Here is a 26,332-nt window from a genome sequence, read left to right as displayed (position 1 = left end):
ATCCGTCGTGACCGCCCGTGATTTTTCGGCCGGCAGCGATGCGACGGCGACGCTCAGCGCTTCTTGCCGAACCGCAGCTTCCACGGCACCAGCGCCGACTCGAGCTGGACGCCGAGGCTCATCTTCGACACACCCTCGATCCGCTCCTCGAACCGGATCGGGACCTCGGCGATCCGCATGCCGCGGCTGGTGGTCCGGTAGTTCATCTCCACTTGGAACGAGTAGCCGTTGCTGTGGATCGACGCCACGTCGATCGCCTCGAGGGTGCGCGCATCCCACGCCTTGAAGCCCGCGGTCGCGTCCTTCACGCCGAGTCGCAGGATCGCGTTGACGTAGAAGTTCGCCCACGCCGACAGCGCCTTGCGGTGCCACGGCCAGTCGCTCGCGACGGCGCCGCCCGGCACGTACCGGGAGCCGAGGACCACCGCCGCGTCCGTCGTGGTGAGGGTGCGGATCATCGTCGGGATCACCTCGGCCGGGTGCGACAGGTCCGCGTCCATCTGGACGACGATGTCGGCGCCCTCGGCGAGCGCGCGGGTCATGCCGGCCACGTACGCCCGACCCAGCCCGTCCTTCTCGGTGCGGTGGAGCACCCCGATGGGGAGGGGAGACTCGAGCGCCAGCTTCTCCGCGACGTCGCCCGTGCCGTCGGGCGAGTTGTCGTCGACGACGAGCAGGTGCAGGTTCGGTACCTCCAGCGCCGCCAGCAGCTCGACGAGCTTGGGAAGATTGTCGCGTTCGTTGTACGTAGGTACAACGACGGTCGTCTTGGGCGAGCTGCTGTCCATGGGACCTTCCTGATCACGCTCTGTCGTCTAGGCCAAAGGCGAGTGTGGTCATGAATGGAGTCGATAGCAACTCACCTGGAGTTTTACTGCACTCAGGACGCCGGTTCCGTGATATTCACCATCCACGAAACCCCGAAACGATCGGTGCAGGCACCGAAGGTGTCGCCCCACATCTGCTTCTCGAGGGGCACGTCGACGGTTCCGGACCCGGACAGCGCGGTCCAGTAGCCGCGTAGTTCGTCGGCGTCGTCGCCGCTCAGACTCACCGCCATGTCGGTGCCGTGCGTCCGCTCCATGCCGGGCGGGGTGTCCGCGCCCATGATCGTGAAGCCGCTGCCGGTCTCGAGCGTGGCGTGCATGATCTGGTCCTCGGGAGCGGGTGCCCCGAACTCGCCGAAGGTGCTCATGTTCAGGGTGCCGCCGAAGACGTCCCGGTAGAACTCCATCGCGTCGCGCGCGGTGCCGGGAAAGCTGATGTACGGATTGAGACGAGATGCCACGGGATGCTCCTGGGGGGCGTCGGTACGTACTCGTTGTCGCAGCACCGACGCTACCGCCCCGGCATCGTCGACAAGGGTCGGTTCAGGAACGTCGTCGCCACGGCGGGAAGGAGGCCGTCGTGACCGCTCGGAGCACCCACTCGGCCGGCCCGTACCTGTGGCCGCGCAGCCAGTACTTGCTGGCCACGGTCTGGCAGGCGAACACCACCGCGACCACCACGACGACGGCGGCCGGCGTCAGCCGGTCCACAAGGCCGAGCCCGTAGCCGGTGAACAACACCCCCAGCAGAACGGATTGCAGCAGGTAGTTGGTGAGTGCGATCCTGCCCATCGGGGCGAGCGCAGATTCGATTCGTCGGCCACGTGCGGTGCGGAACAACATGAGCCCGGCCACGACGTAGGTCGCGGTGAGGGCCGGCGCGGTGAGCTGGCCGAGGCCGAAGGCGAACGTCTCGATACCGCCACCGGGGGCATAGGCGGCCGCGAAGGCGTAGACGGCGGCACCGGACAGCCCGACCGGCAGCCCGATCTGCTGGATCCGCCGCATCGTGACTGCGTGCCGCTCCGGGTTCGCGAATATACGGTTCCGTCCCGCGGCGAACCCGAAGAAGAACATCGCCATCGCGCTCGGTGCCTGCAGCATCGCGAGGGCGCCGAGTGTCTCCGCCAGGTGGCCGGAATGGAACGCGAGCGTCGCGGCGGCATCTCCGCTGAACGCCGACAGCTTGGCGGGCGCGTCCTCAGATCCCGAACCGGTGAGAGCGCCCTCGGCGAGTTGAGCAAGCCCGAGCAACATCCATGCCAGGCCGACGGACGCGACGAGGCCGACCCCGATCTTCACCGCGGTGGCCGGAGCGATGTTGCGGCAGGCCAGCAGGATCAGCCCGAGGACCGCGTACATCGACAGGATCTCGCCGTAGTACAGGAGGGCGCCGTGCAGCAGGCCGATCGCGAGCAGTCCGGACTGCCGGCGCAGCATCCGCGGCACGAAGCCGGTTCCCGCGCGCTCGGCGGCGGCCATCTGCAGTGTGAAGCTGTACCCGAACAGGAACGAGAACAGCAGATAGAACTTGGTTTCGAACAACAGCGAGACCAAGAATCGGATGGCGTGGTCGAGCCCGGAGTCGAAAGTGGGATTCGTCTCGGTCGACGCGTAGTACGGGTCGGCGAAGGCCCAGACGTTCACCACGAGGATCCCCAGCAGCGCGAATCCGCGCAGCGCGTCGACGTTCTGCAGGCGGGATCCGGTTCCCGGCCGGACGCGGGACTGGGCAGCATCGGTCATCGGGACGCGCCCTGCAGTAACTGGGTGACGATCCGGCGCAGCACGGGGGCCTGCGCGGTCGGTTCGAAGTGCGGATCGGCGGCGACCCGCGCGAACATCCCGTCGATCAGGCCGGCCAGCCATGTCGCGGCCTGCTCGGCGGTCAGGTCCGTGTCGAGCAGGCCCGCGTCGTCGGCGCGGCGGAGAAGTGTCTCGATTCCCTGCCGGAAGCTCAGATCGTTGGCCTCGAACCGCATCGCGACGTCCTCGTCGCGGTGTGCGAGCGCCGAGATCTCGAGTGCCAGCCCGGAGTAGGTGGCGTCGGCAGCGAGCCTGCAGATCTCGTCGAGGAGGGACAGGAGGGCGGCGAACGGATCAGCTGCCGTGGTCAATCCGGCTATGGCAGCTGCGGTTTCGGCGCCGTCACGCTCCACGACTGCCAGCAGCACGGCGTGCTTGGTGGGGAAGTAGTGGAACAGATTGCCGGAACTCATGCCCGCTGCCGAGCAGATGTCCGCGGTGCGGGTGGCGTTGTATCCGCGTTCTGCGAAGCACTGTGCCGCCGCGTCGAGCAGCGCGATCCTCTTCGTCTCGCGTGCGGCCTCGTCGACGGTGCGCAAGTACAGCTCCTCGGGTGGGGTTCTCGCGGTCATGCCGAATAATACATTGAGTAGTCACTTAATGAATATTTGCTGCGGCCCGGATAGGTTCGGCCGGTGAAGATCATCGACCGGATCGGACCGGCCTTCGCCGCCTTCGTCGGCGCGTTCGTAGCGGGGTTCGCGATCCTCGCGTCGGAACCGAACGACACGATTGCGCTCGAGGGGGATGGCGGCATCTGGCTCCACACGACGCTGCAGTGGGCCGCCACCGCCGCCGCTGTCACCGCGGTACTGGTGTACGTGGCGCTGCGGGCGCCGACCCGGTGCCCGTTGCGGTTGCAGTTGCTGTCGGGCTCGCCGCGACGGCGACGGCGGCGGGCGTCACGGCGCGCCGGCGCTCAGCGGTCCGTAGCTGAACTGGATCGGAGCCCGGCCGGTCCCGATCGGGGGCAGGACCGGCCGGGCTCCGAGGTATCGGTGGGGCTCAGGCCCACATCTTGGTCGCCGACTCGAAGTTCCCTCCGGGAGAAGGGATCAGTTCGCGACGTCGGCCATGCCGGTGAAGCCGTACCGGTCGCAGGGACCGATGACCGCGACCTCGAAGAGGCCGGAGCCGACCACGCTCTCGCCGTCCTCGACGAGGGTGAACCGCGCGAAATTGTCGACGGGGCAGAACATCTTCTTCCACGCCTCGATGTCGGCGACCTTCTCGCGGACACCCTGCACGACCAGTTCGCCCTGCCACATGCCGTGCCGCCAGTCCTGCTCGAGGCCGTACCCGGTGCCGACGCCGAGGTAGTGAGGCAGAACGGGTTCGCAAGCGACGGTGAGGATCCGGTCGGGTTTGCCGTATCCCTCGGGACGGTGGAACGTCAGCGTCCCCGTCGCGACCTCGCGCCCGCCGGGGACGAACGTCAGGTCGTGTTCGGGTCGGCCGAGCCACTCGGGCTCGCGGGACCGGTCGGTCCACACCCGCGTCGCGTCCTGCACTATCCGGCGGCCCTGCCGGTCTTCCTGCATGATCGCGACGATCGAGAACTCGTCGAACTGCATGATCGCGTAGATCCAGAAGAAGTTCTGCTCGCCCGCGATCGCCGGATCGGCGCGCCGTCCGGGCGGCTCGGCCTCTCCGACCGGGCGTACGCCCCACGACCGGTCGCGGTTTCCGCGCCACGTGTCGGGGGTCACGGGGAGGGTCTCGCCGTCCACGGTGAGGGTGCCGCTCCAACGTCCGGTCTGCACGAAGCGTTGCGTGTCGAACGTGACGCGCTCGAGCTGCCGGTGGAAGTGCCTGGCCTCCAACGCTGCCGGCACATCCGACTCGAATACGAGATCGAACGACAGGTCGGGCGCCTCGGGAGTGGGTTCGAGGACCACACGCAGGCGGTGCAGGCCCTCGAACACCTCGATCCGCAGCGGCCCCACCGAGACGTCCATGCGATCCGAGCCGAGCGCCTTGGACGCGCGGGCCACGATGTGGTCGTTGCCCCGACGGAGCACCGCGAAGCCGTCCGTCACACCGAGATTGGGGTACTGGCCGAGGCCGATGATGAGGAACAGTGGTTCCCCGTCGTAGTCGAGACCCGGGTGACAGTTGAAGTAGTAGCGGTCGTAGAAGTTGCGGTCGGACGTGCCGACGTGACGGATCGGTTCGGCGATCTGGTGGACCGGGTAGTCGTCCATCGGTGAGAGCATCACGCCACTCCTTCGCTGTCGATGCGGGGCCAGTAGACGCCGTCGAGCATCTCCTCGAGCGTCTTGCGGTGCAGGATCATGTCGTCCGGGTCTGCGGGCGCGTCGGCCTGGCCGAACGCGACAGCGCGGCTCTGCACGCGGAACATGATGATCGCGTGCCGCAGCGCGGCGTACAGCGTGTAGAACTCGAGGTCGCGGGCCTCGTGCCCGGTGAGGTCGCGGTAGGTGGCCGCGACGTCGTCGCGGCGCAGGAAGTCGGGCAGTCCGGGCAGGCCGGCCATCGTGGCCAGGTCCTCGAAGAACCTGTGGATGAAGATCATCCACGCCAGGTCCATCTCGCGCGGCCCGAGCGTCGCCATCTCCCAGTCGAGCACCGCGACCGGCTCGAAGTCGCGGTAGATGATGTTCCCGATCCGCGAATCGCCCCAGCACAGCACGGCCGGTCCGGTGACGGTGGGCCAGTGCGCGTCCAGCCAGTCGAGGCCACGCTCGATCAGCGGTGAGCGCGGCCCCGTCTCGGTGGCCCACTCGTAGTAGCGGCGCTGGCCGTCGACGTGCGCGCGGAGCGCGGAGTCCGCCGTGACGGCGTCGACACCCGCTGCGGGTGCCAGGCTCGGAAACAGCTGTGCGGGTGTCGGTATCGCGTGCAGCTCGGCGAGGACGCGCACCGATGCGTCCTGGAGGCGCCGACGGTCTTCGGGAGAACCGGCGAACAACCACGAGTCGCCGAAGTTGTACGGCATCACGTCCGGCGGAACCTCGCCGTCGAGGCGTTCCATCACGAAGAACTCGCCGCCGAGTGCGTCCGGCGACGTCTCGGACCAGTAGACTCGCGGCACCGGGACCGGGGAGTGCGCCCCGACCGCCTTGATCACCTCGAACTGCTGGTCCAGGTCGTACGACGGGAAGATCGGCACCCCTGAGGGGGCGGGCGCGATGCGGGCCACGAGGTGGTGGTGACGGCGTTCGCCCTCCTCGTTCCACAGTGCGTCGAACAGAATGGTCTCGTTCGACATGCCGTTCGCGGCCGGTACCTGGACGTCGGTGACCTCGGGTTCCGCATCGGCCGGCAGCTTGGTCCGGAGCCAGCCCTGGAGTCGCGAGCCCAACTCGGCCGGATCCGTGCGGGATTCGCCGGGTCTGGCGATCTCCGAGTAGTCGCGATCGTCGGTCGTGTACTCGAAACTCATGGCGACCCTTCGTCTGGTCGGGAGGCGTTCGGGCGCCTCGCAGGCAGGGGAGAGCGGGGTGCTGCGGTGGAGCGGTCCAGCGGCAGTTCGATCGGCGGCCCCGGTGGTGTCGACGGGACGCGGAAAGCTCTAGTCGATACATTGCGTATCGACTACGACGTGACACAATGTAACGGCCATCACACTTCGACGCAAGGGGTTCCATTCGATGTCCAGGCAGCGGCAAGCGCAGCACAGGCTTGGGCCGCAACGGAACCCCGCGATCGACGAGGCCGTCCTGCAGGCGACGCGCGATCTTCTGGTCGAGAACGGCTATGCCGGAACATCGATCGATGCCATCGCCACGAGGGCCGGGGTCGGCCGCCCGGCGATCTATCGGCGCTGGCCGTCGAAGGCACACATCGTGCACGACGCCGTGTATCCGGTGATGGAGTCGGAGAACGTGTCCGACCTGGAGATCGCCGAGGAGCTCGGGCGGCTCACGTACGGTGCCGTGGCGTTGTTCGGCGGTCCGGCGGCGCGGGAGGCCGTGCCGGGGCTGATGAATGAGGGGCGCAGCGATCCCGAACTGCGCAAGGCACTGATCACCGACCAGCTCGAGGTGATCCGCGAGGAGCTCGGTAATCGCATGCGGGAAGCGATGGCCGCCGGGGAGCTGCGAGAGGGCGTCGATCCGGACGTCCTGCTCGACGTCATCGCCGGCACGGCGATCTTCGCGCAGTCGGTACGCGACGTCGAGGACCAGCAGCGGCTCGCCTCGTCGCTCGTCGACATCCTGCTCAACGGGGTGCTGCCGCGGTGAGTGGCCGGCTCAGCCGGCGAGATCGTCCGGGCCGACGGCGTCGGCGCGCCACTCGGCCGTACTGAGCGGCGCGTCGAACCGCAGCCGGCGCCAGGCTGCCCAGGCGCCGGCCGCGATCGCGAGAACGAGGACGAGGCGGCGAGTGGAGTTCATGCCGCCATTGTGCCCGCTACGCGCGGTCCCACTCCACGAGTAGCGAATTGGGCCCACGCAGTGCAACGCCGACCTGGCTGGTGACCCGAGCCTGCTCCGCGGCGCCGTCCTGCAGTCGCAGACCGGGGAGTCGGGTGAGCAGGATCGTCAGCGCGGTGTTCAGTTCGGCCAGTGCGAGCCAGCTACCGGCGCAGCTGTGTGGGCCCTGCCCGAACGCGAGCATCGAGGTGGCGCGGCGGGTGATGTCGAAGCGGTGCGGATCCTCGTGGACGGCCGGGTCGCGCAGCGCGGCGTTGATCGAGAAGATCATCGGTGTGAGCGGCGGGATGTCGATGCCGTTCCATGTGGTGGCCTCCGGGCAGGCGCGGGGGAGCAACCCCACCGGCGGTTCCCAACGCAGGCCCTCCCAGATCGCCCACTGCGTGTGCTCGGCCGGATCCGAGCGCAGCAGGTCCATCTGGTCGGGATGGGTGAGCAACGCGGACAGCGTGTTTCCGAGAGCGAGCATGGTGGTGTCGGCGCCCGCGGGGAACAGCAGGCGCAGGAACGCGAGGATCTGCTCGTCGTCGAGCGTCTCGCCCTCCGCGGACTCGGTGACGAGCATCGAGATCAGGTCGTCGCCGGGGTTGCGCCGTCGTTCGGCGAGGATCGGCATCACGTGGTCGGTGAACTCCTCCGACGCGCGCATCGCGGCCGGGGGATCCATCGGGAAGTAGAACAGGTCGTGCGCCCAGCGGTGCACGGTGGCCTCGTCCTCCACCGGCAGACCGAGCAATCGGCTGATGACGAGCACCGGGTACCGCGTGGTGAACTCGGCCACCAGATCGGCGGTGCCCCGATCGGCGAAGCGATCGATCAGTTCGTGCGCGAGCGGTTCGAGAATCGGCTCGATGTACTCGCTGATCCGGCTGCGCCGGAAGGGCGGGGACACGATGGCGCGGTTCACTCGATGCTCCCGACCGGCCATGCACTGCAACGTCTTTCCCAGTACCGGCCCGGTGGTCATCGGGTAGATGGCTGACGCCGGAAAGGTGTCCTCGTCCTTGAAGGCCGCGGACACCAGGTCGTGGGTGAGGAGCAGGACGGCCTTGACGCCGGCGAAGGGCACTACGGCGTAGGGCTTCTCGCTGCGTAGCCGCTCGAGGACGGCATGGATCTCGGGGGAGTCCTCGAAGGCGAAGTCGACCCCCTCGATGTCGACGGTGTCGAGCGTTGACGGAGCGGTCATCGGCGGGATCCTCCCGAGAAGATGCGAGACGAATATTCGTGTCGCACTGGACGAATATCGGTTACTGTGGCGAGGGTAGGAGGAAACATGGACCGTGACAAGGGTGCAACCGCATCGCCGCCCACCGATCGGGTGGTGGCGGTGATCGAACTGCTGGCCGGTCGGGACGAGGCGTGCACCATCGCCGAGGTGGCCGACGCGCTCGGATTGAGTCGTTCGACGGTGGGTGCGGTGCTGGGCTCGCTGGACGCCCACGGGTGGGTCCGCCGCGACGCCGACCTCCGGTACCGCCTGGGGGCGCGCCTCGCAAGCATCGGTGAGGCTGCGCGTTCGGCGGCGGGCGTGCCGCCCGGACTGGACGCGGCGCTCGCCAAGTTGTCCGCGCAGGTGGACTGCGGCGCGGCACTCGGCGTGGTCACCGCCACGGAGATGACGTTCCTTGCGGTCGACGCGGGCCGGGGGCGGCTGCCCGCGGGGATCACCGTGGGCACCGGGTTGCCGCTGCGGGCGCCCGCGGGCGCGGCTGTCATCGCGTTCGCCGACCAGGCCCGTCGGCGCGCCTGGCTCGACACCCTGCCCCCGGAGCTGCGCGCGGAGACCGCCGAGGCGCTCGAGCTGATCCGGACCACCGGAGTCGGGATGTGGGGGATCGGTGCCGCCGACCCCGGCATGCTGGACGTGCTGGCGGAGGTCGTGGAGCACCTCGGTGACGACCCCACGCGCAACGCGTTGCGCGGCCGGGTGCTGGACCTGCTCGGCGGGATCAGCGGAAGGCCCTACGGCGCAGACGATCTCGCGAGCGAGCGGGCACTGCCCGTGAGTTACCTGGTGGCGCCGGTCTTCGACGCGGACGGCCGCGCGGCGTGGGAGTTGCAGATCGGTCCCCTGCGCTCCGCCGTCGGTCGCGACGAGCGGGCGCACTACATCGAAGGCCTCACCCGAACCGCTCGGGAACTGGATACGAGAACTGGAGTGAACGCATGAGTGCTGCCGAAGATCTGGTCACCGAGTTCTGTGCCCTCTGGGCCGATCCCGATCCGGCGGTGATAGCCGGCTACTTCACCGAAGATGCCATTTACCACAACATTCCGATGGATCCGGTGAAGGGCCGCGCCGCGATTCAGGAGTTCCTCGAGGGCTTCCTGGCGATGTTCGAGGGGATCGACTTCCAGATCCACAAGCAGGTCGAGTCGGGCGGCATCGTGATGAACGAACGCACGGACGTGCTCCGGGGCCTCGGCAAGGCGACACCGCTACCGGTGATGGGCGTGTTCGAGGTGGTCGACGGGAAGATCGCGGCGTGGCGGGACTACTTCGACATGTCGGCGATCACGGCCGCTTTCGGCGGCTGATTCCGGCGCGGACGCGCGAAACTACACAACCGGTGCGCGGAAAGAAAGCCCTTACGCAATAGTTGGACGTCCTATAACCTGCGTCACATGAGTGAGGATCCGCGCACCGACACCGTCGACGGAGTGCTCCGTCGGTCCGCCGCGAGACGGCCCGAACACACTGCTCTGACCTTCGACGACCGCAGCTGGACGTATCGCGAACTGGACGACGCCGTCACCCGCGCCGCCGGGCGCCTGCTCGCGCTCGGACTGGCCCCCGGCGACCGCGTGGCCGGGTACGGCGTCAACTCCGACGCCTACGTCATCGGGTTCCTGGCCTGCTCCCGCGCCGGCCTGGTCCACGTGCCGGTGAACTATGCCCTCACCGGCGACGAATTGCGCTACCTGCTGGCGCAATCGGGGTCCCGGGCCGTACTGGTCGACCCGGCGCTCCGGTCGAGCCTCGAATCCGTCCGCGCCGATCTCGGTGTCGAGCACGTGGTCACGCTTCGGGGCGAGGGCGACTCGCTGCTCGAGTGGACCCGGGACGGCGACGTCCCGCAGGTGCCGGCCCGAGTGTCCGGCGGCGACCTGGCGCAGCTGCTCTATACCTCCGGCACGACATCGAAACCCAAGGGCGCCATGATGACCCACGGCGCACTGGTGCACGAGTACGTGTCGTCGGTGATCGCCCTCGGGCTGAACGCCGACGACAACCCCCTGATCTGCATGCCGCTCTACCACTCCGCGGGCATGCACGTGTTCATGCTGCCGTACCTGTCGGTGGGGGCGACCGTGCACCTGATGCAGACGCCGGACATCCCCGAGATCCTGCGCCGCATCGAGGTCGATCGGATCGGCTCGCTGTTCCTGGCGCCGACCGTGTGGGTACCGCTCGCGGCGCACCCGGACCTCGAGCGGCGTGATCTCTCGTCGCTGCGGAAGGCGCAGTACGGCGCGTCGATCATGCCGGTGACGGTCCTGAACCGGCTCCGGGAGCGGTACCCGGACCTCGGCTTCTACAACTGCTTCGGGCAGTCCGAGATCGGTCCGCTCGCAACGGTGCTCGGCCCCGACGAGCACGAAGCGCGGCCGTCGTCGTGCGGTCGTGCGGTCTACTTCGTCGAGACCCGGGTGGTGGACGCGAACGGAGACGACGTCCCCGACGGCGAGCCGGGTGAGATTCTCTATCGCTCTCCGCAACTGTGCCAAGGGTATTGGGACAATCCGGAGGCCACGACCGAGGCGTTCCGGGACGGCTGGTTCCATTCCGGCGACCTGGTGACCCGGGACGCCCAGGGATACATCACCGTGGTCGACCGGATCAAGGACGTGATCAACACCGGTGGCATCCTGGTGGCCTCCCGTGAGGTGGAGGACGCCCTCTACACGCACCCCGGTGTGGCCGAGGTCGCGGTGATCGGTGTGCCCGACGAGAAGTGGATCGAGGCCGTGACAGCCGTCGTCGTGCTGCGCGACGACGCCGACCCGGACGTGGTCACGGCGCAGGTGCTCGTGGACCACGTCCGAGATCGGATCGCACCGTTCAAGGTGCCCAAGCGAATTCGCTTCGTCTCGACGTTGCCTCGCAACCAGAGCGGCAAGTTGCTCAAGCGTGAGCTGCGTGCCGAGCTCGACCCGGTGTGACCCGGCGCAGGTCACCAGTTGACGGCGACTCCGCTGTCGTGCAACCAGATCAGCGGATCGACCTGGTAGCCGGCCGGATTCCACACCTCGAGGTGCAGGTGCGGACCGGTCGACTGGCCTCGGTTGCCCACCGTGGCGATCAGCTCACCGGCGAGAACGGGCTGCCCGACGTTCACGACGAACGTGTCGACGTGGCCGTAGACGGTGATGGTGCCGTCGGTGTGCTGGACCCGCACCCACAGTCCGAACCCGGATGCCGGACCGGCGTCGATGACGACACCGTCGGCGGCCGACAGGATCGGCGTGCCGAGGTTGGCGCCGATGTCGATGCCGTTGTGGTGGGTTCCCCAGCGTGGTCCGTAACTCGACGTCAGGAAGCCCGCGACCGGCTGGACGAAGGCGGGACGCGGCGGGGGGAGCACGGGAGCCGGCATCGGTGCCGGAGCGACCTCGGGGGCCGGCAGCGGCTCGGGCGCGGGGACGGCCTCGGGGGCCGGTAGCGGCTCGGGCATCGGAGCCGGAATCGGCACGGACTGCGGTTCCGGGGCGGGGGCGGGGGCCTGGAGCTTGGGTGCGGGCTTCCACCAGGCGGCGGTGGTCGGCGTCCACTGACCCGGTCCGGCGTGCACGGCGTCCACGAGCGACGGGATGTCGACGCCGGGCAGGAACTGGCCGGCGGGCAGTTGAAGCTGGACCCCGGCGACGTCGGGCCGGTGCAGGGGCGCGGCGGACGCGGTGGCGGCGCCGATCTGCACACTGCCTGCGAGCAGGGCGCCCGTCGTGACGGCGACGGCGGTGGCCTTCGCGGCGCGGCTGCGGAGGGCGGCGGGGGAAGTCGGGGCTACGACGTTGTATGTGCTGTGGTTATCGGCCACAGGGAGTACCTCATTTGTGGTCTCTGGTCGGTCCCGATGGACGGCGACCTCGGATCTTTCGTCACGGAAAAGTAACAAAGAGGTATCGACTCGTCCACCGTGATGCTGTCGTTACCTTGATGGGATAAGAACCAACCGGTTCCGAGGGAAGTTGCAGGTCAGGCCGCTCGACGGCCTTCGGCGGGCCTTAGAGGCGACTCCATCGGCCATCGAACGGACCACCGAGTACGAATGCTCGGAAGGCCGTATGCCGAGGTCGGACGGTCAATGGGCAGTCCGTGCATCTGAATTACGTCACTGTGACTACAGGCTCCGCTCTTGGCCGGAAGCGTCCGGCGATACCGCGATCGACCGATCGCGCCCATGGGCGGTCCGTACGGTCGCTTTGTGTCAGCGATCTCAGCGATACGCCGCCATGGGACCCCGAAAGTAGGCTCCGACGCCGCGGCCCGGGCGCTTCTGCGGTGGCACTTGCGCGCGAGCGTGAAACTCTGTGGCAGACCTACCATTGGCCTCGGCCGGACCCTGTACGGCGGGAGAGTGATGTCAGGACCCGAAGCGCGGCGGTGTGTGGTCGTGATGGGTGTCTCGGGGGTGGGTAAGACTGCGGTCGCACGCCGTCTCGCGGAGCGACTGGACCTGCCGTGGATCGACGCCGACGACCTGCACCCGGTGAGGAACGTCGCCAAGATGGCTCGCGGCACGCCGCTCGACGACGCCGACAGGCAACCGTGGCTGGACGCGGTCGGCGCATGGTTGCGCGAGTGTTGCAGCGCGGGCCCAGGAGGTGTGGTCGCGTGTTCGGCCCTCGCGCGCAGCCACCGTGACGTGCTGCGCCGCAGCGCGATCGGTGCGGTCTTCGTGCATCTGACGGCCGAGCCGGCGGTGATCGCGCACCGTATCTCCCACCGCACCGGGCACTTCATGCCGGCGTCTTTGCTGGCGTCCCAGTTGGCGGCGCTCGAACCGCTCGGTCCCGGTGAAGTCGGCGCTTCCGTCGATGCGGGGCTGGACCTCGACGAGGTCGTCGCCGCGGCAGTGGAGGTCGTGAAGCGGGCGGACGCTAGCCCTTGAGCTTCTTCATCGTCAGGTGCGACTCGATCTTCGAGATCGCAGGCTGCTCCATCAGCTTGGTTCGCAGGAATACCTCGAACGCGTTGAGGTCGGCGACGGCGACGCGGATGAAGTAGTCGGGGAGCCCGATCATGCGGCGGAACTCCACGACCTCGTCGAACGCGCCCACCTGGGACTCGAACGCCTCGACGGTCTTGCGGTCCTGCGAAACGATCTCGGCGTTGACGATCACCTCGCAGCCGCGTCCGACGGCGTCCGGGTCGACCACCGCCTGATAGCCGACGATGACGCCGTCGGCCTCGAGCCGCCGGACCCGGCGCAGGCACGGCGACGGCGTGAGGCCGACCCGCTCAGCGAGTTCGGCGTTCGTCAGGCGCCCGTTCGAGCGCAACTCGCGCAATATTGCGCGATCCAGATCATCCACAGCAGAATATTGCGCCGACGGATCCCCAGAGGCAATCTCTCGCAATCAACTGCTTCGTCGAGGGCACTATTATTGCCGTGTGACCAGCGCGTTTACCGATCAGGGCCCAGGCGTCTCGTCCGGCGACTCGCGCCGGTCGGACCTGCGGGCGGCCGCCCGTGACACCGTGTCCGTGGGGTTCGGGCTGTTCCCCCTCGGTCTGGCGTTCGGTCTGCTCCTGGTGCAGTCGGGCTTCCACTGGTGGTGGGCGCCGATCTTCTCGTTGACCATCTATGCGGGTTCGCTCGAGTTCCTCGCGATCGGTCTCGTGCTCGCCGTGACACCCCTCGCGTCGATCGCGATGACGACGCTGCTCGTCAACTTCAGGCACGTCTTCTATGCGTTGTCCTTTCCCCTGCACCGCGTGCGGGGAAAGGCGGCGCGCCTGTACAGCATGTACGCGCTGACCGACGAGGCGTACGCCGTGGCCGCGACCAAGGATCCCCGCTCATTGAGCAGCCGCCGGGTGATCCTCATCCAGGTGTTCTGTCAGCTCTACTGGGTGCTGGGCGGCGTGGCCGGCGCCCTCGTCGGCAGTGCCCTGCCGATGCAGCTCGACGGCCTGGACTTTGCGCTCACCGCGCTGTTCGTGGTGCTGGCGGTGGACGCGTTCCGGGCCCGCCGGGACGTGCCGGCCCCCGTCCTGGCGCTGCTCAGCGCACTCGTCGCGCTCGTCGTCGCGCGCGACCAGATGCTCGTGGTCGCGATGAGCCTGTTCGTCGTCGCACTGCTCGCCCGGTTCCTGTGGCAGCGCCGCCGGGGGGCCGTCGATGCCTGACGTCTCCTACCTGCTCGCCGCCCTGGCCGTGATCATGGGCGTGACGTTCTTGTTGCGCGCGGTGCCGTTCGCGGTGATCGCCCCGCTGCGCTCGTCCGCGCTCGTCCACTACCTCGGCGCGCACATGCCGGTGGGCATCATGCTGATCCTCGCGATCTACACGCTTCGGGGCGTGTCCTTCGCGCCCGCGTCGCTCGTGCCGGCTGCGGCGGCGCTGGCGGTGACGATCGCTCTGCACCTGTGGCGATCGCACGCGCTGCTCAGCATCGTCGGCGGGACCGCGACTTACATGGTTCTTGCGAACTGGGTGTTCGGTTGAGCTGGTGAACGCTGTTCGTCGCGGCATTCTGCACGCTCGTCGCACGAAATGGCCGGATCGGCGACCCTCGACACGCGACCAGAGACCGAAACCGCATGTCAGGAGCATTTCGGGTGTTCGTGGCCGGCATTTCACCGGCGTGTCGAGAGTTAGCCTTGTCACTGTGACGTCGCATGTGGATGAATCCGGATCGCAGCCGACCCCGACTCTGGGCTCGACGCGAATCCGCAGCTCGGTGTTCCGGAACAAGGTGACTTCGGCCGCGCAGGCCGTCGAGTTCATCCACCCGCACGACACTGTCGCGATCAGTGGTTTCGCGAGCGCCGGCACGCCGAAGGCGATCATCCCGGCCTTGGCCGACCGTATCCACGCCGTCCGGGGCGCCGGATCGAACTTCACGATCAACCTCCTGACGGGGGCATCGGTGTCCGCGGGCACCGAACGTCTCCTCGCCGAGGTCGACGGGATCTCGTTGCGCATGCCGTACCAGTCCGAGCCCACCGCGCGCCGCAGCATCAACACGGGGCGGATGGACTACGTCGACATCCACCTGTCGCACGTCGCGCAGCAGGTGTGGGAGGGCTACTACGGCAATGTCGACGTGGCCGTCGTCGAGGTCGCCGGTGTCACCGAGAACGGTGAGCTGATCCCGTCCGCGTCGATCGGCAACAACAAGACGTGGCTCGACGTCGCCGACAAGGTCATCCTCGAGGTCAACTCGTGGGTCCCGGAGGCGATGTCCGGCATCCACGACGTCTACTACGGCACCGCACTGCCCCCGTACCGCAAGCCGATCCAGATCACTTCGGTCGAGGACCGCATCGGTCAGCCCACGCTGAGGGTGGATCCGAACAAGGTCGTCGCGGTCGTCGAGACCGACGCGCGCGACAGCGCCAGCCCGCTCACCCCGCCCGACGAGATCAGCCAGGCCATCGCCGCGCACGTGCTCGACTTCTTCGAGTACGAGGTGTCGAAGGGGCGCCTGCCCGCAGACGGTCTCCTGCCGCTGCAGTCGGGCATCGGCAACGTCGCGAACGCGGTGCTGCAAGGCCTCGACGCCGGTCCGCACAAGGGGCTCACCTGCTTCTCCGAGGTGATCCAGGACGGCATGCTGCACCTCATCAAGCACGGCACGGTGCGGTACGCGTCGGCCACGTCGCTGGCGCTGTCGGAGGCCGGCATCGACGAACTGGTCTCGAACATCGACTTCTACCGCAAGCACATCGTGTTGCGGCCCCAGGAGATCAGCAACCATCCCGAGATCGTCCGGCGCCTCGGGATCATCGCGATGAACGGCATGCTCGAGGCCGACATCTACGGCAACGTGAACTCGACGCACGTGATGGGCACCCGGATCATGAACGGGATCGGCGGCTCCGGCGACTTCGCCCGCAACGGCTACCTGTCGATGTTCCTGAGTCCGTCGACGGCCAAGGGCGGCGCGATCTCGTCGATCGTGCCGATGGTCCCGCACGTCGATCACACCGAGCACGACGTCCAGGTGCTCGTCACCGAGCAGGGGCTGGCGGATCTGCGGGGGCTCTCGCCCCGCAAGCGCTCCCGCGTGGTGATCGACAAGTGTGCCCACCCGGACTTCCGGGGGATGCTGCTGGACTACGTCGATCGCGCCGAGCACTCCCCGTCGTCAGGCCACACCCCGCACCTGCTCGGTGAGGCACTCTCGTTCCACCAGCGCTTCGAGGAGACCGGGACGATGCGTCGGAACTGACTGCGCTGCAGATGGTTCCGCGCGGCTACGACGGGAGCAGCCCGGCCACGAATGCGTCGACGATCTCGTCGGTGGAGGTATCGGGCGCGAGAGGTGTCGTCAACCGGTCGAGGAGGAGTCCGTCGACGGCGTAGTGGAACAGCGCGACCTCGTGCGCGCCGCCGGGTAGCCCCGCGGCGGTGTTGAAGGCCACGTCCGCCTCGAAAGCCGTTCGGCTCCAGTCGGACATCATCGCGGCCACGTCGGGGTTGCGGGCGCTCTCGAGCCGGAGCTCGAACAGGGCGAGCGTCACCTCGCGATTCTCGGTGAGACGCCGGACGATGTCGCGCACGTAGTCGGCGAACAGTTCGCGACTCGGTTCCCGCGAGGACAGCGCGGCCAGCACCGTCTCGTCCGGCGTCAGTCGTTCGCCGATCCTCTCCACCAGGCCCGCGACCAGTGCGTCCCGGCTGCGGAAGTAGTTCGACGTCGTGCCCAGCGGGACTTCGGCTGCACGGTCGACTGCCCGGTGGGTGAGCCCCCGGGCGCCCTGGCCGGCCAGCACTGCCAGTCCTGCGTCGGCGAGGACCTGCCGCCGCTCATCGTTGCGAACCATACCGAGATGCTAGCCGAACCACTACATGTGTTGTACATTTCCATTCACAACAGATGTAGTGATTGGAGTGGGAATGCGTGAACTCGTGTACTACGTCGCCGTCAGTCTCGACGGCTACATCGCCGGCCCCGACGGGCAGTTCGATGCGTTCGACCTCGAGGGCGACCACATGGCCGACCTGGCGCGCTTCGCCGACGCGCTGCCCACCGACGGCGCCGCCCACCTCGGCATCGAGCAACCACGCACCGGGTTCGACACCGTCCTGATGGGGTGGAACACCTACGCGGTGGGCCTGCCGGCGATGGTGAGCCCGTACCGGCATCTGCGCCAGATCGTGTTCTCGCGCAACAACTCTGCCGAGGCCGAGAGTCTCGTCGTGACGGACGCCGACCCGGTCGAACTCGTGCGGGAGCTCAAGGGGCAACCCGGCGCCGACATCTGGCTGTGCGGCGGCGGCGTACTCGCCTCCCTGCTCGTGGACGAGATCGACCGTTTGGTCGTCAAGCGTCATCCGGTGCTGTTCGGCAACGGCATCCCGATGTTCGCGCCCGGAACGTACCGCCCCGGCCGATTCGACGCGGTCGACACCCGCTCGTTCGAATCCGGGGTGGCGGTCACGGAGTACGCGCGGCGGCGTTGACGGGCAGCTCGACGACATCGTCGGCCCACGCGCCCAACAGTTCGTGGTCGTGGCTGACGGCGAGGACGCCCAGACCGGCGCGCGTCTCCTCCCGCAGCACGGCGACGACGGCCGCGGTGGTCGCCGGATCGAGCATCGCGGTCATCTCGTCGCAGATCAGGTAACGCGGACGCTGCACCAGAGCCCTTGCAAGGCAAGCGCGTTGCAGTTGACCGTCGCTCACCTGATGCGGACGGCGGGTCAGCAGGTCGGCCGTGAGCCCCACCCGTGCGGCCGCGGCGTGCACGACGTCCGAGCGTTCGCGCCGCGGCACCCGGGCGATCAGTAGCGGTTCGGTGACGATCCGTTCGAGCGTCAACCGCGGCGACGTCGACTGGCGCGGCGACTGGAACAGCATCGCGATCGCCCGCCGCGTGTCCGGCGGAGCCGCGGCGCCGCCGGACACGACGACGCCGTCCACGCTCACCCGGCCCGACCAGGGCCGATGCAGCAGTGCGCACACCCGGGCCAGAGTCGTCTTCCCTGCGCCCGAAGGCCCGGTGAGCCCGATGGTGCGGCCGCGCGGAATCTCGATCCCGACGTCGTCGAGGACGGGGATGTCCGGTCGGTGCCCGGCCCGCAGATGCTCGGCGATGAGGCTCACGATCCACCTCCGACGCGGGTGCGGACCACGCGCGCGCCGCTCCGGACGAGCTGGGTCCGGCCGCCCGAGAAGGCGGTGCCCGGGCGACGAAGATGGTAGACGCAGTCGTCGGGCAGGTCGGTCAGTTCGGGCGGCGTGCCCGGCATGGGGCGCAACCCGTTGCCGGGGAGGGCGGCCATCAGGTCCTTGGTGTAGTCGTGCCAGGGATCGTCGAGAACCTCGGCGGCTGGACCGGATTCGAGTATCCGTCCGGCATACATCACCGACACGGCGGCGGCGTGGCGCCGGGCGGCCGCGATGTCGTGCGTGATCAGCAGAACGGAGGCTCCGGCGTCGGCGCTCCCGTCGAGCAGTGTGAGGATCCGCTCGGTGAGGTCGGGATCGAGGCTCGACGTCGGCTCGTCCGCGACGATCACCGCCGGCTCGCCGGCGAGTGCGAACGCGATCGCGGCCCGCTGGGCCATTCCGCCGGACAACTCGTGCGGGTACAGCGTTCGGCACTCGGGATCGAGCCCGGCCCGGGCGAGGAGTTCGTCCACACCGTAACGACTTCCGAGATGGCGTAGCGTTTCGTCGAGCTGCGCTCCGACGGTGCGGACGGGCGTCAGGTACGTGGCCGCGGACTGCGGGACGAGGGCGATCCGGCGCCCACGCACGCTCTGCAGGAGCCGTTCCGGGGCACCCACGATCTCGATGTCGTCGCTTGCGGAGGCCAGCCGGACGGAACCGGACACACGGGCGTTCGACGGCAGTAGTCCGCACGCCGCGGACGCGACGATCGACTTGCCGCAACCGGATTCGCCGACGAGGGCGTGCACGCGTCCGGCCTCGAGGGTCAGGTCGACGTCGGTGGCGGCGTGCACCACGCCCGATCCGACCGGGATCCGGACGGTGAGCGCGTCGATGGTGAGGGTGGCGGTCATCGGGGGATCCTCTCCAGGATCGGTGGGTTGATCCGGTCGCGCAGCGCGGCTCCGATGCCGGCGACGGCCAGGGTCGCGGCGACCAACAGCAGCGACGGGAACAGCAGGGTCCACCACCCGCCGAGCAGGAGCGTCGAACGTGCCTCCTGCAGCAGTGTTCCCAGCGAAGGCTGGTGTGGCGGCAGGCCGAGCCCGAGGAACGACAGCGTGGTCTCGTGCCAGATGGCATGGGGGAGGAGCAGCACGACGGCGATGAGGGCCTGGCCGGCGGCGGCCGGGGCGAGGTGGTGCCGCATCACGTGCCACCGTCCGGCGCCGGCGAGGTGTGCGGCGTCGATGTACTCGCGGCCGCGGACTCCGAGGACTTCGGAGCGGGCGATGCGGGCCGCCTGCGTCCAGTGCGTCAGCGCGATGGACGCGATGATCGCCGGCAGGCTGCCCCGGAACAGCGCCACGATGACGATCCCCAGCAACAGGTGTGGGAGCGCGTTGACCCCGTCGACCGCCCGCATCACGATCCGATCGGTCCAGCCGCCGAAAGTTGCGGCAGCCACACCGATCCCGACGCCCAGCACGGTGGAGGCGGCCGCGCACACCGCGGCGATGAACAGTGACACCCGCAGGCCGGCCGCCACCCGGACGAACAGGTCGCGACCCGCGTTGTCGGTGCCGAACCAGTGGTCGGTAGTGGGCGCCAGTCGGGCATCGGCGAAGTTCGTGAGCCGGTCGTCCACACCTGCGAGCCACGGCACCAGCAGCGCGTACGCGACGATCGCGGCCAGCACGACGGCGGACACCAGCAGTCGGCGATCCGGGCGGGCCCTACCCATCGGCGGTCACCCGCGGATCGAGCAGTGCCAGCGTGACGTCGGCGAGCAGCGACCCGATCAGCACGATGAGCGTGGTGCCGACGGTGAGGGCGGCGAGCAGCGGGAAGTCGAGTTCACGCGCGGAGGTGACGACGGCGCCGGCGATCCCGGGCCACGAGAACACCTCCTCGACGATCGCCGCGCCGACGATGATCTCCGGCAGCCGCAGACCGATCACCGTCACGAACGGGCCGAGGGCCAGCGGGACGACGTGCCGCAGCAGGATCGTCCGCTCGGGGATGCCGCGGGCCCGGGCGCCGCGGACGGCGTCCGACCCGATCGCGTCGCGCACCGACTGCCGCACCGACATCGCCAGCCACGGCACCTGCGAGACCGCCAGCACGGTCACCGGCAGCACGAGGTGCTCGGACACCTGGCCGAACGTCGGGTCCGTTCCGGCGTCGGTGAGACCGGCGACGGGCAGCCATCCCAGCAAGAGCGCGAACACCGCGACCGCGCCGAGGGAGAGCACGAACGGCGGGGTGGCCTGCACGACCGGGGCGAGCGGCGTCACCAGCCGGTCCACCGGGCCGCCCGGGCGCGCGCCGGACCACACGCCGAGCACGAACGACGCCACGATCGCCAGGCCGAGCCCGAGGCAGGTGAGCAGCAGGGTCCACGGCAGCCGCTCGCCGATCACCGTCGCGACCGGCTGCCCGAAGCTGCGGGAGACTCCGAGGTCGCCGGACAGCATCCCGCGCACCCAGTGCCCGTACGTAGCCCACCACGGATCGTGCAGGCCGAGTTCGTCGGCGAGGCGGGCGCGGTCGGCGTCGCTGGTGGTCGTGTAGCGGTCGCCGAGATAGCCGGCCAGAGGGTCGAACGGCGAGCGGGACGCCAGCGCGAACAGCGCCGCCGACACCACGACGAGCAGTGGCACCGCGAAGGCGGCCCGGCGCAATGCCATCCGGGCGGGTGTCGAGGTCACGGGTGGGTCCACTCCCGCAGGTTCCACCACGGTCCCCAGCCGACGCCGTGGCTGTGCGGCTCGAGGATCGGCGCCCGGCCGGTCCAGTCGCTGTCGCGCACCACGTAGGTGTGATCGAGGAACACCAGCATCACGTAACCGGGGTCGGCGACGTACGCGGTCTGCACCGCGCGGTAGTCGGCGGCGCGCGCGGCCGCGTCGACGCTGCGGCGGGCGTCGTCGAGGGCACGGTCGATCCGCGAATTCACGTAGTTCGAGGCGTTGTCGTAGCCGCTGCCGACACCGGGCCGCGCGTACGACGAGTGCAGCGTCGAGTACAGCTGGGTGTCCGGGTCGTACGGAAGGTCGCCCCCGCCGAGCAGCCCGGCCTTGGCGGTGAGCTGGTCGGGGAAGACGCTGCGGTCCACGGCCTCGACGTTCACCCGCACCCCGATCTTCGATGCGTCGGAGGCGAACGCCTGCGACAGGTCCCGGCGCAGCGTGTCCTGCGGGAAGTACATGACGGTGAACTCGGCGCGGGCCCCGTCCCTGACGCGCACTCCGTCGGGGCCCGGCACCCAGCCTGCGTCGGACAGGATCTGCTCCGCCCGGACGCGGTCGAACGGGAACACGGCACTCGGCTCGTAGGCGTCGCCGTACACCTCCGGCACCGGGGTGGACGCGGCCCGTCCGTGCCCGGCGAGGATGCTCTCGACCATCGCCTCCCGGTCCACCGCGAGGTTGAGTGCCGTGCGCATCGCCGGATCGGCGGTGACCGGGTTGTCGGCGGGCAGCGTCACGCCGCGCCAGTCCGCGGACGTGTTGGCGACCACCTCGTACCCGTCGCGGTCGGCGAACGTGTTCGCCAGGAGCGGCGGAAGGTTGGCCCCGTCGAGTTCGCCGGACGCCATCCGCTGGGCGCGGGCATTGTCGTCCGGCACGTACACCACGGTGAGCCTCTTCACCTGCGGGGCACCGTCCCAGTAGTCCTCGTTGGCCTCGTACACGGCCTGGTCGGCCCGCAACGACACCAGCTCGTAGGGGCCCGTGCCCACCGGTGCGCTGTTGAGCGGCGACTGCTCGGCCAGGCCGCCGGTCAGCCGTTCGGACGGTGCGATCCCCAGCAGCAGCTTGGTGGGCCACGGCGAGTACGGATAGGCGAGCCGGAACTCCACGGTGTCGGGGCCGGTGGCCTGCACCGACTCGAGCATGTCGTACGACGTGGCCAGCGGCGACGCCGACGCGGGATCGAGAATCGCGCGGTAGGTGGCGACGACGTCCTCGGGTCCGAACGTCGTGCCGTCCGTGAATCGGACGCCGTCGCGGATCCGGACGGTCCACACCTTCGCGTCGGCGTCGGGAACCGGCATCTCGGCTGCGAGCGCGGGCTCGAGCGCCGGGATACCGGAGTCCCGGCCCCCGGAGAGCCGGACCAACCCGTCGTACACCTTGGCCTCGCCCGCCTCGCCGAAGCCGGCGACGGGGTTGTAGTTGCCCAGTTCGTAGCCGTCGGCGAGGACGAGTGCGGTGCCGCCGTCGGCCCGAGGCGAGGCCGGCGCGGTGCATCCGACCAGGGCAATCGGTACGAGTGAGAAAAGAGAAAGAGCTGGAACGAGTTTCATGATCCTCCCGAGGGTGGACGTGGAGAAGGGGGAACGAGACCGACATATGTGCGGCTGTTCAGATGAGAAGGTAGCAGTGCCGCGCAAGTCGGATCGTCGAATTCGACTCGGTACGGCCACATTCCGAACGCAGGGTGGTGACGGGTACCCCTCTCGGCAGGCTCTTCCCTCGGAACGGGCCGAGCTTGATAGCTCGGCGCGAATCTGTAAGATGTTGGGCACCGCCAGATTCCAGGAATGAAGCTGCTGCACGCGCTCGCGACGGATCGTTCCGCTCGCTCCCCCTGGTTCGCGGCACCCACCAACGAGACATCCCTCGGGATGAGAACGGACAGTGCTCGCCATGAACCTCAGTCCGCGCGAAATGGACAAGCTGTACATCCACGTCGTTGCCGATCTCGCGCGTCGTCGTCGTGACCGGGGGCTGCAACTCAATCACGGCGAGGCTGTCGCGCTCATCAGCGAGGCGGTCGTGGAGGGTGCCCGTGACGGCAGGACCGTCGCGGAGTGCATGCAGCTCGGTCGACAGGTGCTGACCAGCAGCGATGTCATGCCCGGCGTGCGTGAGATGACCCAGCTCGTGCAGGTGGAGGCCACCTTCGTCGACGGCACCAAGTTGGTGTCGTGTCACGACCCGATCGGTGGATGAGCACGTGGCCGCCGTGAACGTGATCCTCGTGTGCGGACACGAGTGTCCCGACCCCGCCTACCTGCAAACCGTCTCGCCCGACTGGACTGTCGTCGCAGGTGGCCGCGCCCTCACCGCCGCGATCGACACCGCGCGGGCGGCGTCCACCGACCCGGTATGTGTCGTGCCGATGACCCTGGGACGGGACTCCGGTCTGGTGGCCGACGCAGCCCGGGCCTCGAGTTGGGCACGCAGGGAATCGAATTCGCCTCCCCTCGTGCTGTCGTCCCCGCTGGGGACGGCAGACCACCTGGTCGGCTGGTTGCGCGGCCGGGCCGCGGCCGCGTCGTCGGACGCGCTGTTGGTCGTCGCACCGACCGGCTCCCCGTTCGAGGACGCCGAGCTGTTCCGAATCGCGCGGCTGGTGCGGCAATTCGGTCCCTCGGCGCTGGTGGAGGTGGCTCTGTCGGGCGGGGACCCCGACCTCGACGACGGTATCGACCGATGTCGTCGACTGGGTGCCCGGCAGATCGCCGTCCTGCCGGCGTGGCTCGGCTCGGGGCCGGCGCTTCCTTCCGGGGTCGCCGACGGCGGCCCACTACTGACCGGCGCGGCGTTGCGCGAGCTTGTCGAGGCCCGGGTGGCCGATGCCCTGCACGATCTGGCGCACGGGCACGACGGAATCGCAGACGGACTGAGCGCAGAGCACGGGCACGGCTTCGCCCACAGCCACGGTCCCGGCGGAAGCCACGGCCACGGCCACGGACACGGCCACTAGGCAGACAGACAGATACCACCGAACACCTCTGACCGACTCCCGGGTATCCGGGAGTCGGCTTCTTCGTTCGTTTTTCGCAGCGGCGGGTAGAACCCGCAGGAAAGGACACGACACCACATGACGGAGGGAGCGAAGTACCTGTACGCCGACGAACCGGTGCCCCTCAATGTCGGACGCCGGCGAGTTGTGGTCACCGTGTCGAACATCGGCGACCGCGCGGTGCAGGTGGGCTCGCACTACCACTTCTTCGAGGTCAACCGCGCACTTCGGTTCGACCGGGCGGCGGCGTACGGGATGCACCTGGACATCGCGTCGGGTACGGCGGTCCGGTTCGAACCGGGAGACACCCGCACCGTCACACTGTGCGAGTTCGGCGGCACCCGTGAGCTCGCTGGGTTCGCCGGACTGGTCCACGACGGTGGTGACCACGTAGCGCCGCTCGACGACCCGGACATCCGTTCCGGAGCGTTCCGGCGTGCGGTCGAGCGTGGATTCCTCTCCGCCGCCGACGATTCGGACGGCGACTGCGCGGCGGACCGCCGCGAGCCCGAGCCGGCCGTTCTGCCGCGACGCACGTACGTCGACCTGTTCGGCCCGTCCGTCGGCGACCGGTTCACGCTCGCAGACACGAACCTCGTGGTCGAGGTCGAACGCGACTGCAACGCCGGTGCCTTCGGTGACGAGGCCGTGTACGGCGGTGGTAAAGCCGTCCGCGACGGCATGGCGCAGGACCCCGCCGCGACCGCCGCGTCCGGGGCTCTCGACCTGGTGATCACCAATGTGGTGGTGCTCGACGGGGTGCTCGGGGTCGTCAAGGGTGACCTCGGTGTGCGCGCCGGGCGCATCGTCGGTATCGGCAAGGCAGGCAACCCGCGTACGCAGGACGGGGTGAGCCCGGGACTGGTGATCGGTCCCGGCACCGAGGTGATCTCGGGCGAGCACCTGGTGGCGACCGCCGGCGCCGTCGACACCCACGTCCACTTCCTGGCGCCACAGCAGGTGGAGGAGGCGCTCACCAACGGCGTCACCACGATGATCGGCGGTGGCACCGGTCCTGCCGACGGCAGCAAGGGCACCACCTGCACACCGGGCCCGTGGCACATCGGCCGGATGTTGCAGGCCGTCGAGGAGCTGCCGGTGAACGTCGGATTGCTGGGGAAGGCGACGTCGTTGCCGGAGGCGATGGCCGAGCAGATCGCAGCAGGACTGTGCGGGATCAAGATCCACGAGGACTGGGGCGCCACGCCCGCGACGATCGATGCCGCGCTGCGGATCGCCGACGACATGGACGTGCAGGTGGCGATCCACGCCGACACCCTCAACGAGTCGGGATTCTACGAGGACACGCTCGCTGCGATCAACGGCCGGACCATCCACACCTTCCACACCGAGGGCGCGGGCGGCGGCCACGCCCCGGACATCCTGCGCATCGCCGGTGAGCCGAACGTGCTTCCGGCGTCGACCAATCCGACACTGCCGTACACCGTGAACTCGGTCGACGAACTGTTGGACATGGTGATGGTGTGCCACCACCTGCGGCACGACATCCCCGAGGACGTCTCGTTCGCGGATTCGCGGGTGCGGGCGGAGACGATCGCAGCGGAGACGGTGCTCCACGACGACGGCGTCATCTCGATCTTCTCGTCCGATTCGCAGGCGATGGGCCGGGTGGGCGAGACGTGGACGCGCGCGATCCAGACCGCCCATCACTGCAAGGATCAGCGGGGTTCGCTGCCCGAGGACACCGCGCCGGACGGTTCGTCGCGCAACGACAACAACCGGATCCTGCGGTACGTCGCGAAGACCACGATCAATCCGGCGCTCGCGGCGGGTGTGGCCGACCACGTGGGTTCACTCGAGCCCGGCAAGCTGGCCGACATCGTGCTGTGGCCGGTCCATTCGTTCGGCGCCAAGCCGAGTCTCGTGCTCAAGGGCGGCCTGATCTGCTGGTCGGTCATGGGCGACCCCAACGGCTCGATCTCGACGCCGCAGCCGGTGCGGTACCGCCCGATGTACGGTGCGCTGGGTGCGGCGATGCGCGCGACCCGGCTGACGTTCGTATCGCAGGCGGCGCTCGACGCCGGTGTGCCCGAGCGGTTGGGTCTGCAGAGCCCGGTGGTCGCGGTGCGCGGCTGCCGTTCGGTCGGCAAGAAGGACATGGTGCGCAATACCGGGACGCCGCACATCACCGTCGATCCGGACACCTACCACGTCCGCGCAGACGGTGAGACCGTCACGATCGCTCCGGCGCAACGCCTTCCGCTCACCCAACTGTTCTACATCGTGTGA

28 protein-coding genes are annotated in these 26,332 nt (G+C 68.9%); 12 read left to right on the top strand and 16 right to left on the bottom strand.

The genetic code is table 11. From position 1 onward, the window contains the following. Positions 1–53 precede the first annotated feature (53 nt). The 6 genes from C7H75_RS23465 to C7H75_RS23440 all read right to left on the bottom strand — a co-directional run bounded on the left by C7H75_RS23465 (position 54) and on the right by C7H75_RS23440 (position 6,039). Positions 54–788: a polyprenol monophosphomannose synthase gene (locus C7H75_RS23465; RefSeq protein WP_005516848.1), complete on the bottom strand. Its 735-nt coding sequence runs from the start codon at positions 786–788 to the stop codon at positions 54–56. Positions 789–880: 92 nt separating this feature from the next. Then, positions 881–1,288 (bottom strand): VOC family protein, encoded by a 408-nt coding sequence (locus C7H75_RS23460; protein ID WP_013417573.1) that lies wholly within the window; start codon positions 1,286–1,288, stop codon positions 881–883. An 82-nt stretch (positions 1,289–1,370) separates the two neighbouring features. Continuing rightward, on the bottom strand, positions 1,371–2,573 hold the full coding sequence (locus C7H75_RS23455; protein ID WP_084846809.1) for a DUF418 domain-containing protein: 1,203 nt from the start codon (positions 2,571–2,573) through the stop codon (positions 1,371–1,373). Continuing rightward, a complete protein-coding gene (locus C7H75_RS23450) occupies positions 2,570–3,205 on the bottom strand; it encodes a TetR/AcrR family transcriptional regulator (RefSeq protein WP_084846808.1) in 636 nt (211 codons plus the stop codon). Before C7H75_RS23450 ends, C7H75_RS23455 begins: the two co-directional genes overlap by 4 nt. A gap of 483 nt (positions 3,206–3,688) precedes the next feature. Beyond that, positions 3,689–4,849, bottom strand: a complete 1,161-nt coding sequence (locus C7H75_RS23445) for an Rv3169 family protein (RefSeq protein ID WP_106851907.1) — start codon at positions 4,847–4,849, stop codon at positions 3,689–3,691. Further along, positions 4,849–6,039, bottom strand: a complete 1,191-nt coding sequence (locus C7H75_RS23440) for a phosphotransferase family protein (RefSeq protein WP_005516860.1) — start codon at positions 6,037–6,039, stop codon at positions 4,849–4,851. Before C7H75_RS23440 ends, C7H75_RS23445 begins: the two co-directional genes overlap by 1 nt. A gap of 208 nt (positions 6,040–6,247) precedes the next feature. Between C7H75_RS23440 and C7H75_RS23435 the strand changes: the two genes are divergently transcribed. Beyond that, entirely contained in the window at positions 6,248–6,841 is a 594-nt protein-coding gene (locus C7H75_RS23435) for a TetR/AcrR family transcriptional regulator (protein WP_005516865.1), read from the top strand. A gap of 9 nt (positions 6,842–6,850) precedes the next feature. Here C7H75_RS23435 and C7H75_RS26055 read toward each other — a convergent pair whose 3' ends face one another. After that, positions 6,851–6,994 carry a hypothetical protein gene (locus tag C7H75_RS26055; RefSeq protein ID WP_175279534.1) on the bottom strand — a complete coding sequence of 48 codons (144 nt, stop codon included), beginning with the start codon at positions 6,992–6,994 and terminating at the stop codon, positions 6,851–6,853. Between the two features lie 16 nt (positions 6,995–7,010). Beyond that, positions 7,011–8,222: a cytochrome P450 gene (locus C7H75_RS23430; protein WP_081183941.1), complete on the bottom strand. Its 1,212-nt coding sequence runs from the start codon at positions 8,220–8,222 to the stop codon at positions 7,011–7,013. A gap of 87 nt (positions 8,223–8,309) precedes the next feature. Here C7H75_RS23430 and C7H75_RS23425 point away from each other — a divergent pair, with 87 nt between their 5' ends. From C7H75_RS23425 to C7H75_RS23415, 3 genes are all read left to right on the top strand, one after another. Then, complete coding sequence (locus C7H75_RS23425; RefSeq protein ID WP_106851906.1) at positions 8,310–9,206, top strand: helix-turn-helix domain-containing protein; 897 nt, start codon at positions 8,310–8,312, stop codon at positions 9,204–9,206. Continuing rightward, complete coding sequence (locus C7H75_RS23420; protein ID WP_005516871.1) at positions 9,203–9,574, top strand: limonene-1,2-epoxide hydrolase family protein; 372 nt, start codon at positions 9,203–9,205, stop codon at positions 9,572–9,574. The genes C7H75_RS23425 and C7H75_RS23420 overlap by 4 nt, the downstream gene beginning before the upstream one ends. A gap of 87 nt (positions 9,575–9,661) precedes the next feature. After that, positions 9,662–11,200: an acyl-CoA synthetase gene (locus tag C7H75_RS23415; RefSeq protein WP_064059443.1), complete on the top strand. Its 1,539-nt coding sequence runs from the start codon at positions 9,662–9,664 to the stop codon at positions 11,198–11,200. A gap of 11 nt (positions 11,201–11,211) precedes the next feature. Here C7H75_RS23415 and C7H75_RS23410 read toward each other — a convergent pair whose 3' ends face one another. Continuing rightward, positions 11,212–12,075: a M23 family metallopeptidase gene (locus C7H75_RS23410; protein ID WP_084987546.1), complete on the bottom strand. Its 864-nt coding sequence runs from the start codon at positions 12,073–12,075 to the stop codon at positions 11,212–11,214. 543 nt (positions 12,076–12,618) lie between these two features. Between C7H75_RS23410 and C7H75_RS23405 the strand changes: the two genes are divergently transcribed. Continuing rightward, the gene (locus C7H75_RS23405) at positions 12,619–13,149 is read left to right on the top strand and encodes a gluconokinase (RefSeq protein WP_201791026.1); all 531 of its coding nucleotides are present in this window, start codon (positions 12,619–12,621) and stop codon (positions 13,147–13,149) included. Here C7H75_RS23405 and C7H75_RS23400 read toward each other — a convergent pair. Beyond that, the gene (locus C7H75_RS23400) at positions 13,139–13,573 is read right to left on the bottom strand and encodes an Lrp/AsnC family transcriptional regulator (protein ID WP_005516878.1); all 435 of its coding nucleotides are present in this window, start codon (positions 13,571–13,573) and stop codon (positions 13,139–13,141) included. The genes C7H75_RS23405 and C7H75_RS23400 overlap by 11 nt on opposite strands. Before the next feature lie 79 nt (positions 13,574–13,652). On the opposite strand from C7H75_RS23400, the gene C7H75_RS23395 reads away from it, so the two are divergent. From C7H75_RS23395 to scpC, 3 genes are all read left to right on the top strand, one after another. Next, the gene (locus C7H75_RS23395; protein ID WP_005516879.1) at positions 13,653–14,390 is read left to right on the top strand and encodes an AzlC family ABC transporter permease; all 738 of its coding nucleotides are present in this window, start codon (positions 13,653–13,655) and stop codon (positions 14,388–14,390) included. Beyond that, complete coding sequence (locus C7H75_RS23390) at positions 14,383–14,709, top strand: branched-chain amino acid transport AzlD family protein (protein ID WP_005516881.1); 327 nt, start codon at positions 14,383–14,385, stop codon at positions 14,707–14,709. Before C7H75_RS23395 ends, C7H75_RS23390 begins: the two co-directional genes overlap by 8 nt. Positions 14,710–14,917: 208 nt before the next feature. Continuing rightward, positions 14,918–16,438 (top strand): succinyl-CoA:acetate CoA-transferase ScpC, encoded by a 1,521-nt coding sequence (gene scpC / locus C7H75_RS23385; protein ID WP_237169398.1) that lies wholly within the window; start codon positions 14,918–14,920, stop codon positions 16,436–16,438. A gap of 25 nt (positions 16,439–16,463) precedes the next feature. Here scpC and C7H75_RS23380 read toward each other — a convergent pair whose 3' ends face one another. Then, entirely contained in the window at positions 16,464–17,033 is a 570-nt protein-coding gene (locus C7H75_RS23380) for a TetR/AcrR family transcriptional regulator (RefSeq protein WP_005516884.1), read from the bottom strand. 73 nt (positions 17,034–17,106) lie between these two features. On the opposite strand from C7H75_RS23380, the gene C7H75_RS23375 reads away from it, so the two are divergent. Beyond that, positions 17,107–17,673, top strand: a complete 567-nt coding sequence (locus tag C7H75_RS23375) for a dihydrofolate reductase family protein (protein ID WP_106851905.1) — start codon at positions 17,107–17,109, stop codon at positions 17,671–17,673. On the opposite strand, the gene C7H75_RS23370 is transcribed toward C7H75_RS23375, so the two are convergent. Genes C7H75_RS23370 through C7H75_RS23350 form a run of 5 tightly spaced genes read right to left on the bottom strand, consistent with a single transcriptional unit; the run spans position 17,648 to position 22,637 of the window. Further along, the gene (locus C7H75_RS23370; RefSeq protein WP_081183960.1) at positions 17,648–18,316 is read right to left on the bottom strand and encodes an ABC transporter ATP-binding protein; all 669 of its coding nucleotides are present in this window, start codon (positions 18,314–18,316) and stop codon (positions 17,648–17,650) included. The genes C7H75_RS23375 and C7H75_RS23370 overlap by 26 nt on opposite strands. Next, positions 18,313–19,239 carry an ABC transporter ATP-binding protein gene (locus C7H75_RS23365; RefSeq protein ID WP_106851904.1) on the bottom strand — a complete coding sequence of 309 codons (927 nt, stop codon included), beginning with the start codon at positions 19,237–19,239 and terminating at the stop codon, positions 18,313–18,315. The genes C7H75_RS23370 and C7H75_RS23365 overlap by 4 nt, the downstream gene beginning before the upstream one ends. Next, positions 19,236–20,069, bottom strand: a complete 834-nt coding sequence (locus tag C7H75_RS23360) for an ABC transporter permease (RefSeq protein ID WP_106851903.1) — start codon at positions 20,067–20,069, stop codon at positions 19,236–19,238. The genes C7H75_RS23365 and C7H75_RS23360 overlap by 4 nt, the downstream gene beginning before the upstream one ends. Further along, positions 20,062–21,015 carry an ABC transporter permease gene (locus C7H75_RS23355; protein ID WP_175280072.1) on the bottom strand — a complete coding sequence of 318 codons (954 nt, stop codon included), beginning with the start codon at positions 21,013–21,015 and terminating at the stop codon, positions 20,062–20,064. Before C7H75_RS23355 ends, C7H75_RS23360 begins: the two co-directional genes overlap by 8 nt. 17 nt (positions 21,016–21,032) lie before the next feature. Next, positions 21,033–22,637 (bottom strand): ABC transporter substrate-binding protein, encoded by a 1,605-nt coding sequence (locus C7H75_RS23350; RefSeq protein ID WP_106851902.1) that lies wholly within the window; start codon positions 22,635–22,637, stop codon positions 21,033–21,035. 343 nt (positions 22,638–22,980) lie between these two features. On the opposite strand from C7H75_RS23350, the gene C7H75_RS23345 reads away from it, so the two are divergent. From C7H75_RS23345 to ureC, 3 genes are all read left to right on the top strand, one after another. Further along, positions 22,981–23,286, top strand: coding sequence for an urease subunit gamma (locus C7H75_RS23345; protein ID WP_022598468.1), 306 nt, complete (start codon positions 22,981–22,983; stop codon positions 23,284–23,286). 4 nt (positions 23,287–23,290) lie between these two features. Continuing rightward, positions 23,291–24,043 (top strand): sirohydrochlorin chelatase, encoded by a 753-nt coding sequence (locus C7H75_RS23340; RefSeq protein ID WP_233281821.1) that lies wholly within the window; start codon positions 23,291–23,293, stop codon positions 24,041–24,043. Between the two features lie 117 nt (positions 24,044–24,160). Next, positions 24,161–26,332: an urease subunit alpha gene (gene ureC, locus C7H75_RS23335; protein ID WP_106851901.1), complete on the top strand. Its 2,172-nt coding sequence runs from the start codon at positions 24,161–24,163 to the stop codon at positions 26,330–26,332.

This window comes from Rhodococcus (subgen. Prescottella) equi (assembly GCF_003013675.1).
Taxonomy (GTDB): Bacteria; Actinomycetota; Actinomycetes; order Mycobacteriales; family Mycobacteriaceae; genus Prescottella; species Prescottella equi.
This window is presented reverse-complemented; position numbering and strand designations above follow the sequence as displayed.

What these genes read in the sequence shown, in the direction of transcription:
- C7H75_RS23465 (WP_005516848.1), bottom strand. Translation starts at nt 788, where the DNA reads ATGGACAGCAGCTCGCCCAAGACGACCGTCGTTGTACCTACGTACAAC.
- C7H75_RS23445 (WP_106851907.1), bottom strand. Translation starts at nt 4,849, where the DNA reads ATGCTCTCACCGATGGACGACTACCCGGTCCACCAGATCGCCGAACCG.
- C7H75_RS23390 (WP_005516881.1), top strand. Translation starts at nt 14,383, where the DNA reads ATGCCTGACGTCTCCTACCTGCTCGCCGCCCTGGCCGTGATCATGGGC.
- C7H75_RS23375 (WP_106851905.1), top strand. Translation starts at nt 17,107, where the DNA reads ATGCGTGAACTCGTGTACTACGTCGCCGTCAGTCTCGACGGCTACATC.
- C7H75_RS23345 (WP_022598468.1), top strand. Translation starts at nt 22,981, where the DNA reads ATGAACCTCAGTCCGCGCGAAATGGACAAGCTGTACATCCACGTCGTT.
- C7H75_RS23440 (WP_005516860.1), bottom strand. Translation starts at nt 6,039, where the DNA reads ATGAGTTTCGAGTACACGACCGACGATCGCGACTACTCGGAGATCGCC.
- C7H75_RS23405 (WP_201791026.1), top strand. Translation starts at nt 12,619, where the DNA reads ATGTCAGGACCCGAAGCGCGGCGGTGTGTGGTCGTGATGGGTGTCTCG.
- C7H75_RS26055 (WP_175279534.1), bottom strand. Translation starts at nt 6,994, where the DNA reads ATGAACTCCACTCGCCGCCTCGTCCTCGTTCTCGCGATCGCGGCCGGC.
- C7H75_RS23420 (WP_005516871.1), top strand. Translation starts at nt 9,203, where the DNA reads ATGAGTGCTGCCGAAGATCTGGTCACCGAGTTCTGTGCCCTCTGGGCC.
- C7H75_RS23355 (WP_175280072.1), bottom strand. Translation starts at nt 21,015, where the DNA reads ATGGCATTGCGCCGGGCCGCCTTCGCGGTGCCACTGCTCGTCGTGGTG.
- C7H75_RS23415 (WP_064059443.1), top strand. Translation starts at nt 9,662, where the DNA reads ATGAGTGAGGATCCGCGCACCGACACCGTCGACGGAGTGCTCCGTCGG.
- C7H75_RS23365 (WP_106851904.1), bottom strand. Translation starts at nt 19,239, where the DNA reads ATGACCGCCACCCTCACCATCGACGCGCTCACCGTCCGGATCCCGGTC.
- C7H75_RS23430 (WP_081183941.1), bottom strand. Translation starts at nt 8,222, where the DNA reads ATGACCGCTCCGTCAACGCTCGACACCGTCGACATCGAGGGGGTCGAC.
- ureC (WP_106851901.1), top strand. Translation starts at nt 24,161, where the DNA reads ATGACGGAGGGAGCGAAGTACCTGTACGCCGACGAACCGGTGCCCCTC.
- C7H75_RS23455 (WP_084846809.1), bottom strand. Translation starts at nt 2,573, where the DNA reads ATGACCGATGCTGCCCAGTCCCGCGTCCGGCCGGGAACCGGATCCCGC.
- C7H75_RS23425 (WP_106851906.1), top strand. Translation starts at nt 8,310, where the DNA reads ATGGACCGTGACAAGGGTGCAACCGCATCGCCGCCCACCGATCGGGTG.
- C7H75_RS23380 (WP_005516884.1), bottom strand. Translation starts at nt 17,033, where the DNA reads ATGGTTCGCAACGATGAGCGGCGGCAGGTCCTCGCCGACGCAGGACTG.
- C7H75_RS23360 (WP_106851903.1), bottom strand. Translation starts at nt 20,069, where the DNA reads ATGGGTAGGGCCCGCCCGGATCGCCGACTGCTGGTGTCCGCCGTCGTG.
- C7H75_RS23435 (WP_005516865.1), top strand. Translation starts at nt 6,248, where the DNA reads ATGTCCAGGCAGCGGCAAGCGCAGCACAGGCTTGGGCCGCAACGGAAC.
- C7H75_RS23450 (WP_084846808.1), bottom strand. Translation starts at nt 3,205, where the DNA reads ATGACCGCGAGAACCCCACCCGAGGAGCTGTACTTGCGCACCGTCGAC.
- C7H75_RS23350 (WP_106851902.1), bottom strand. Translation starts at nt 22,637, where the DNA reads ATGAAACTCGTTCCAGCTCTTTCTCTTTTCTCACTCGTACCGATTGCC.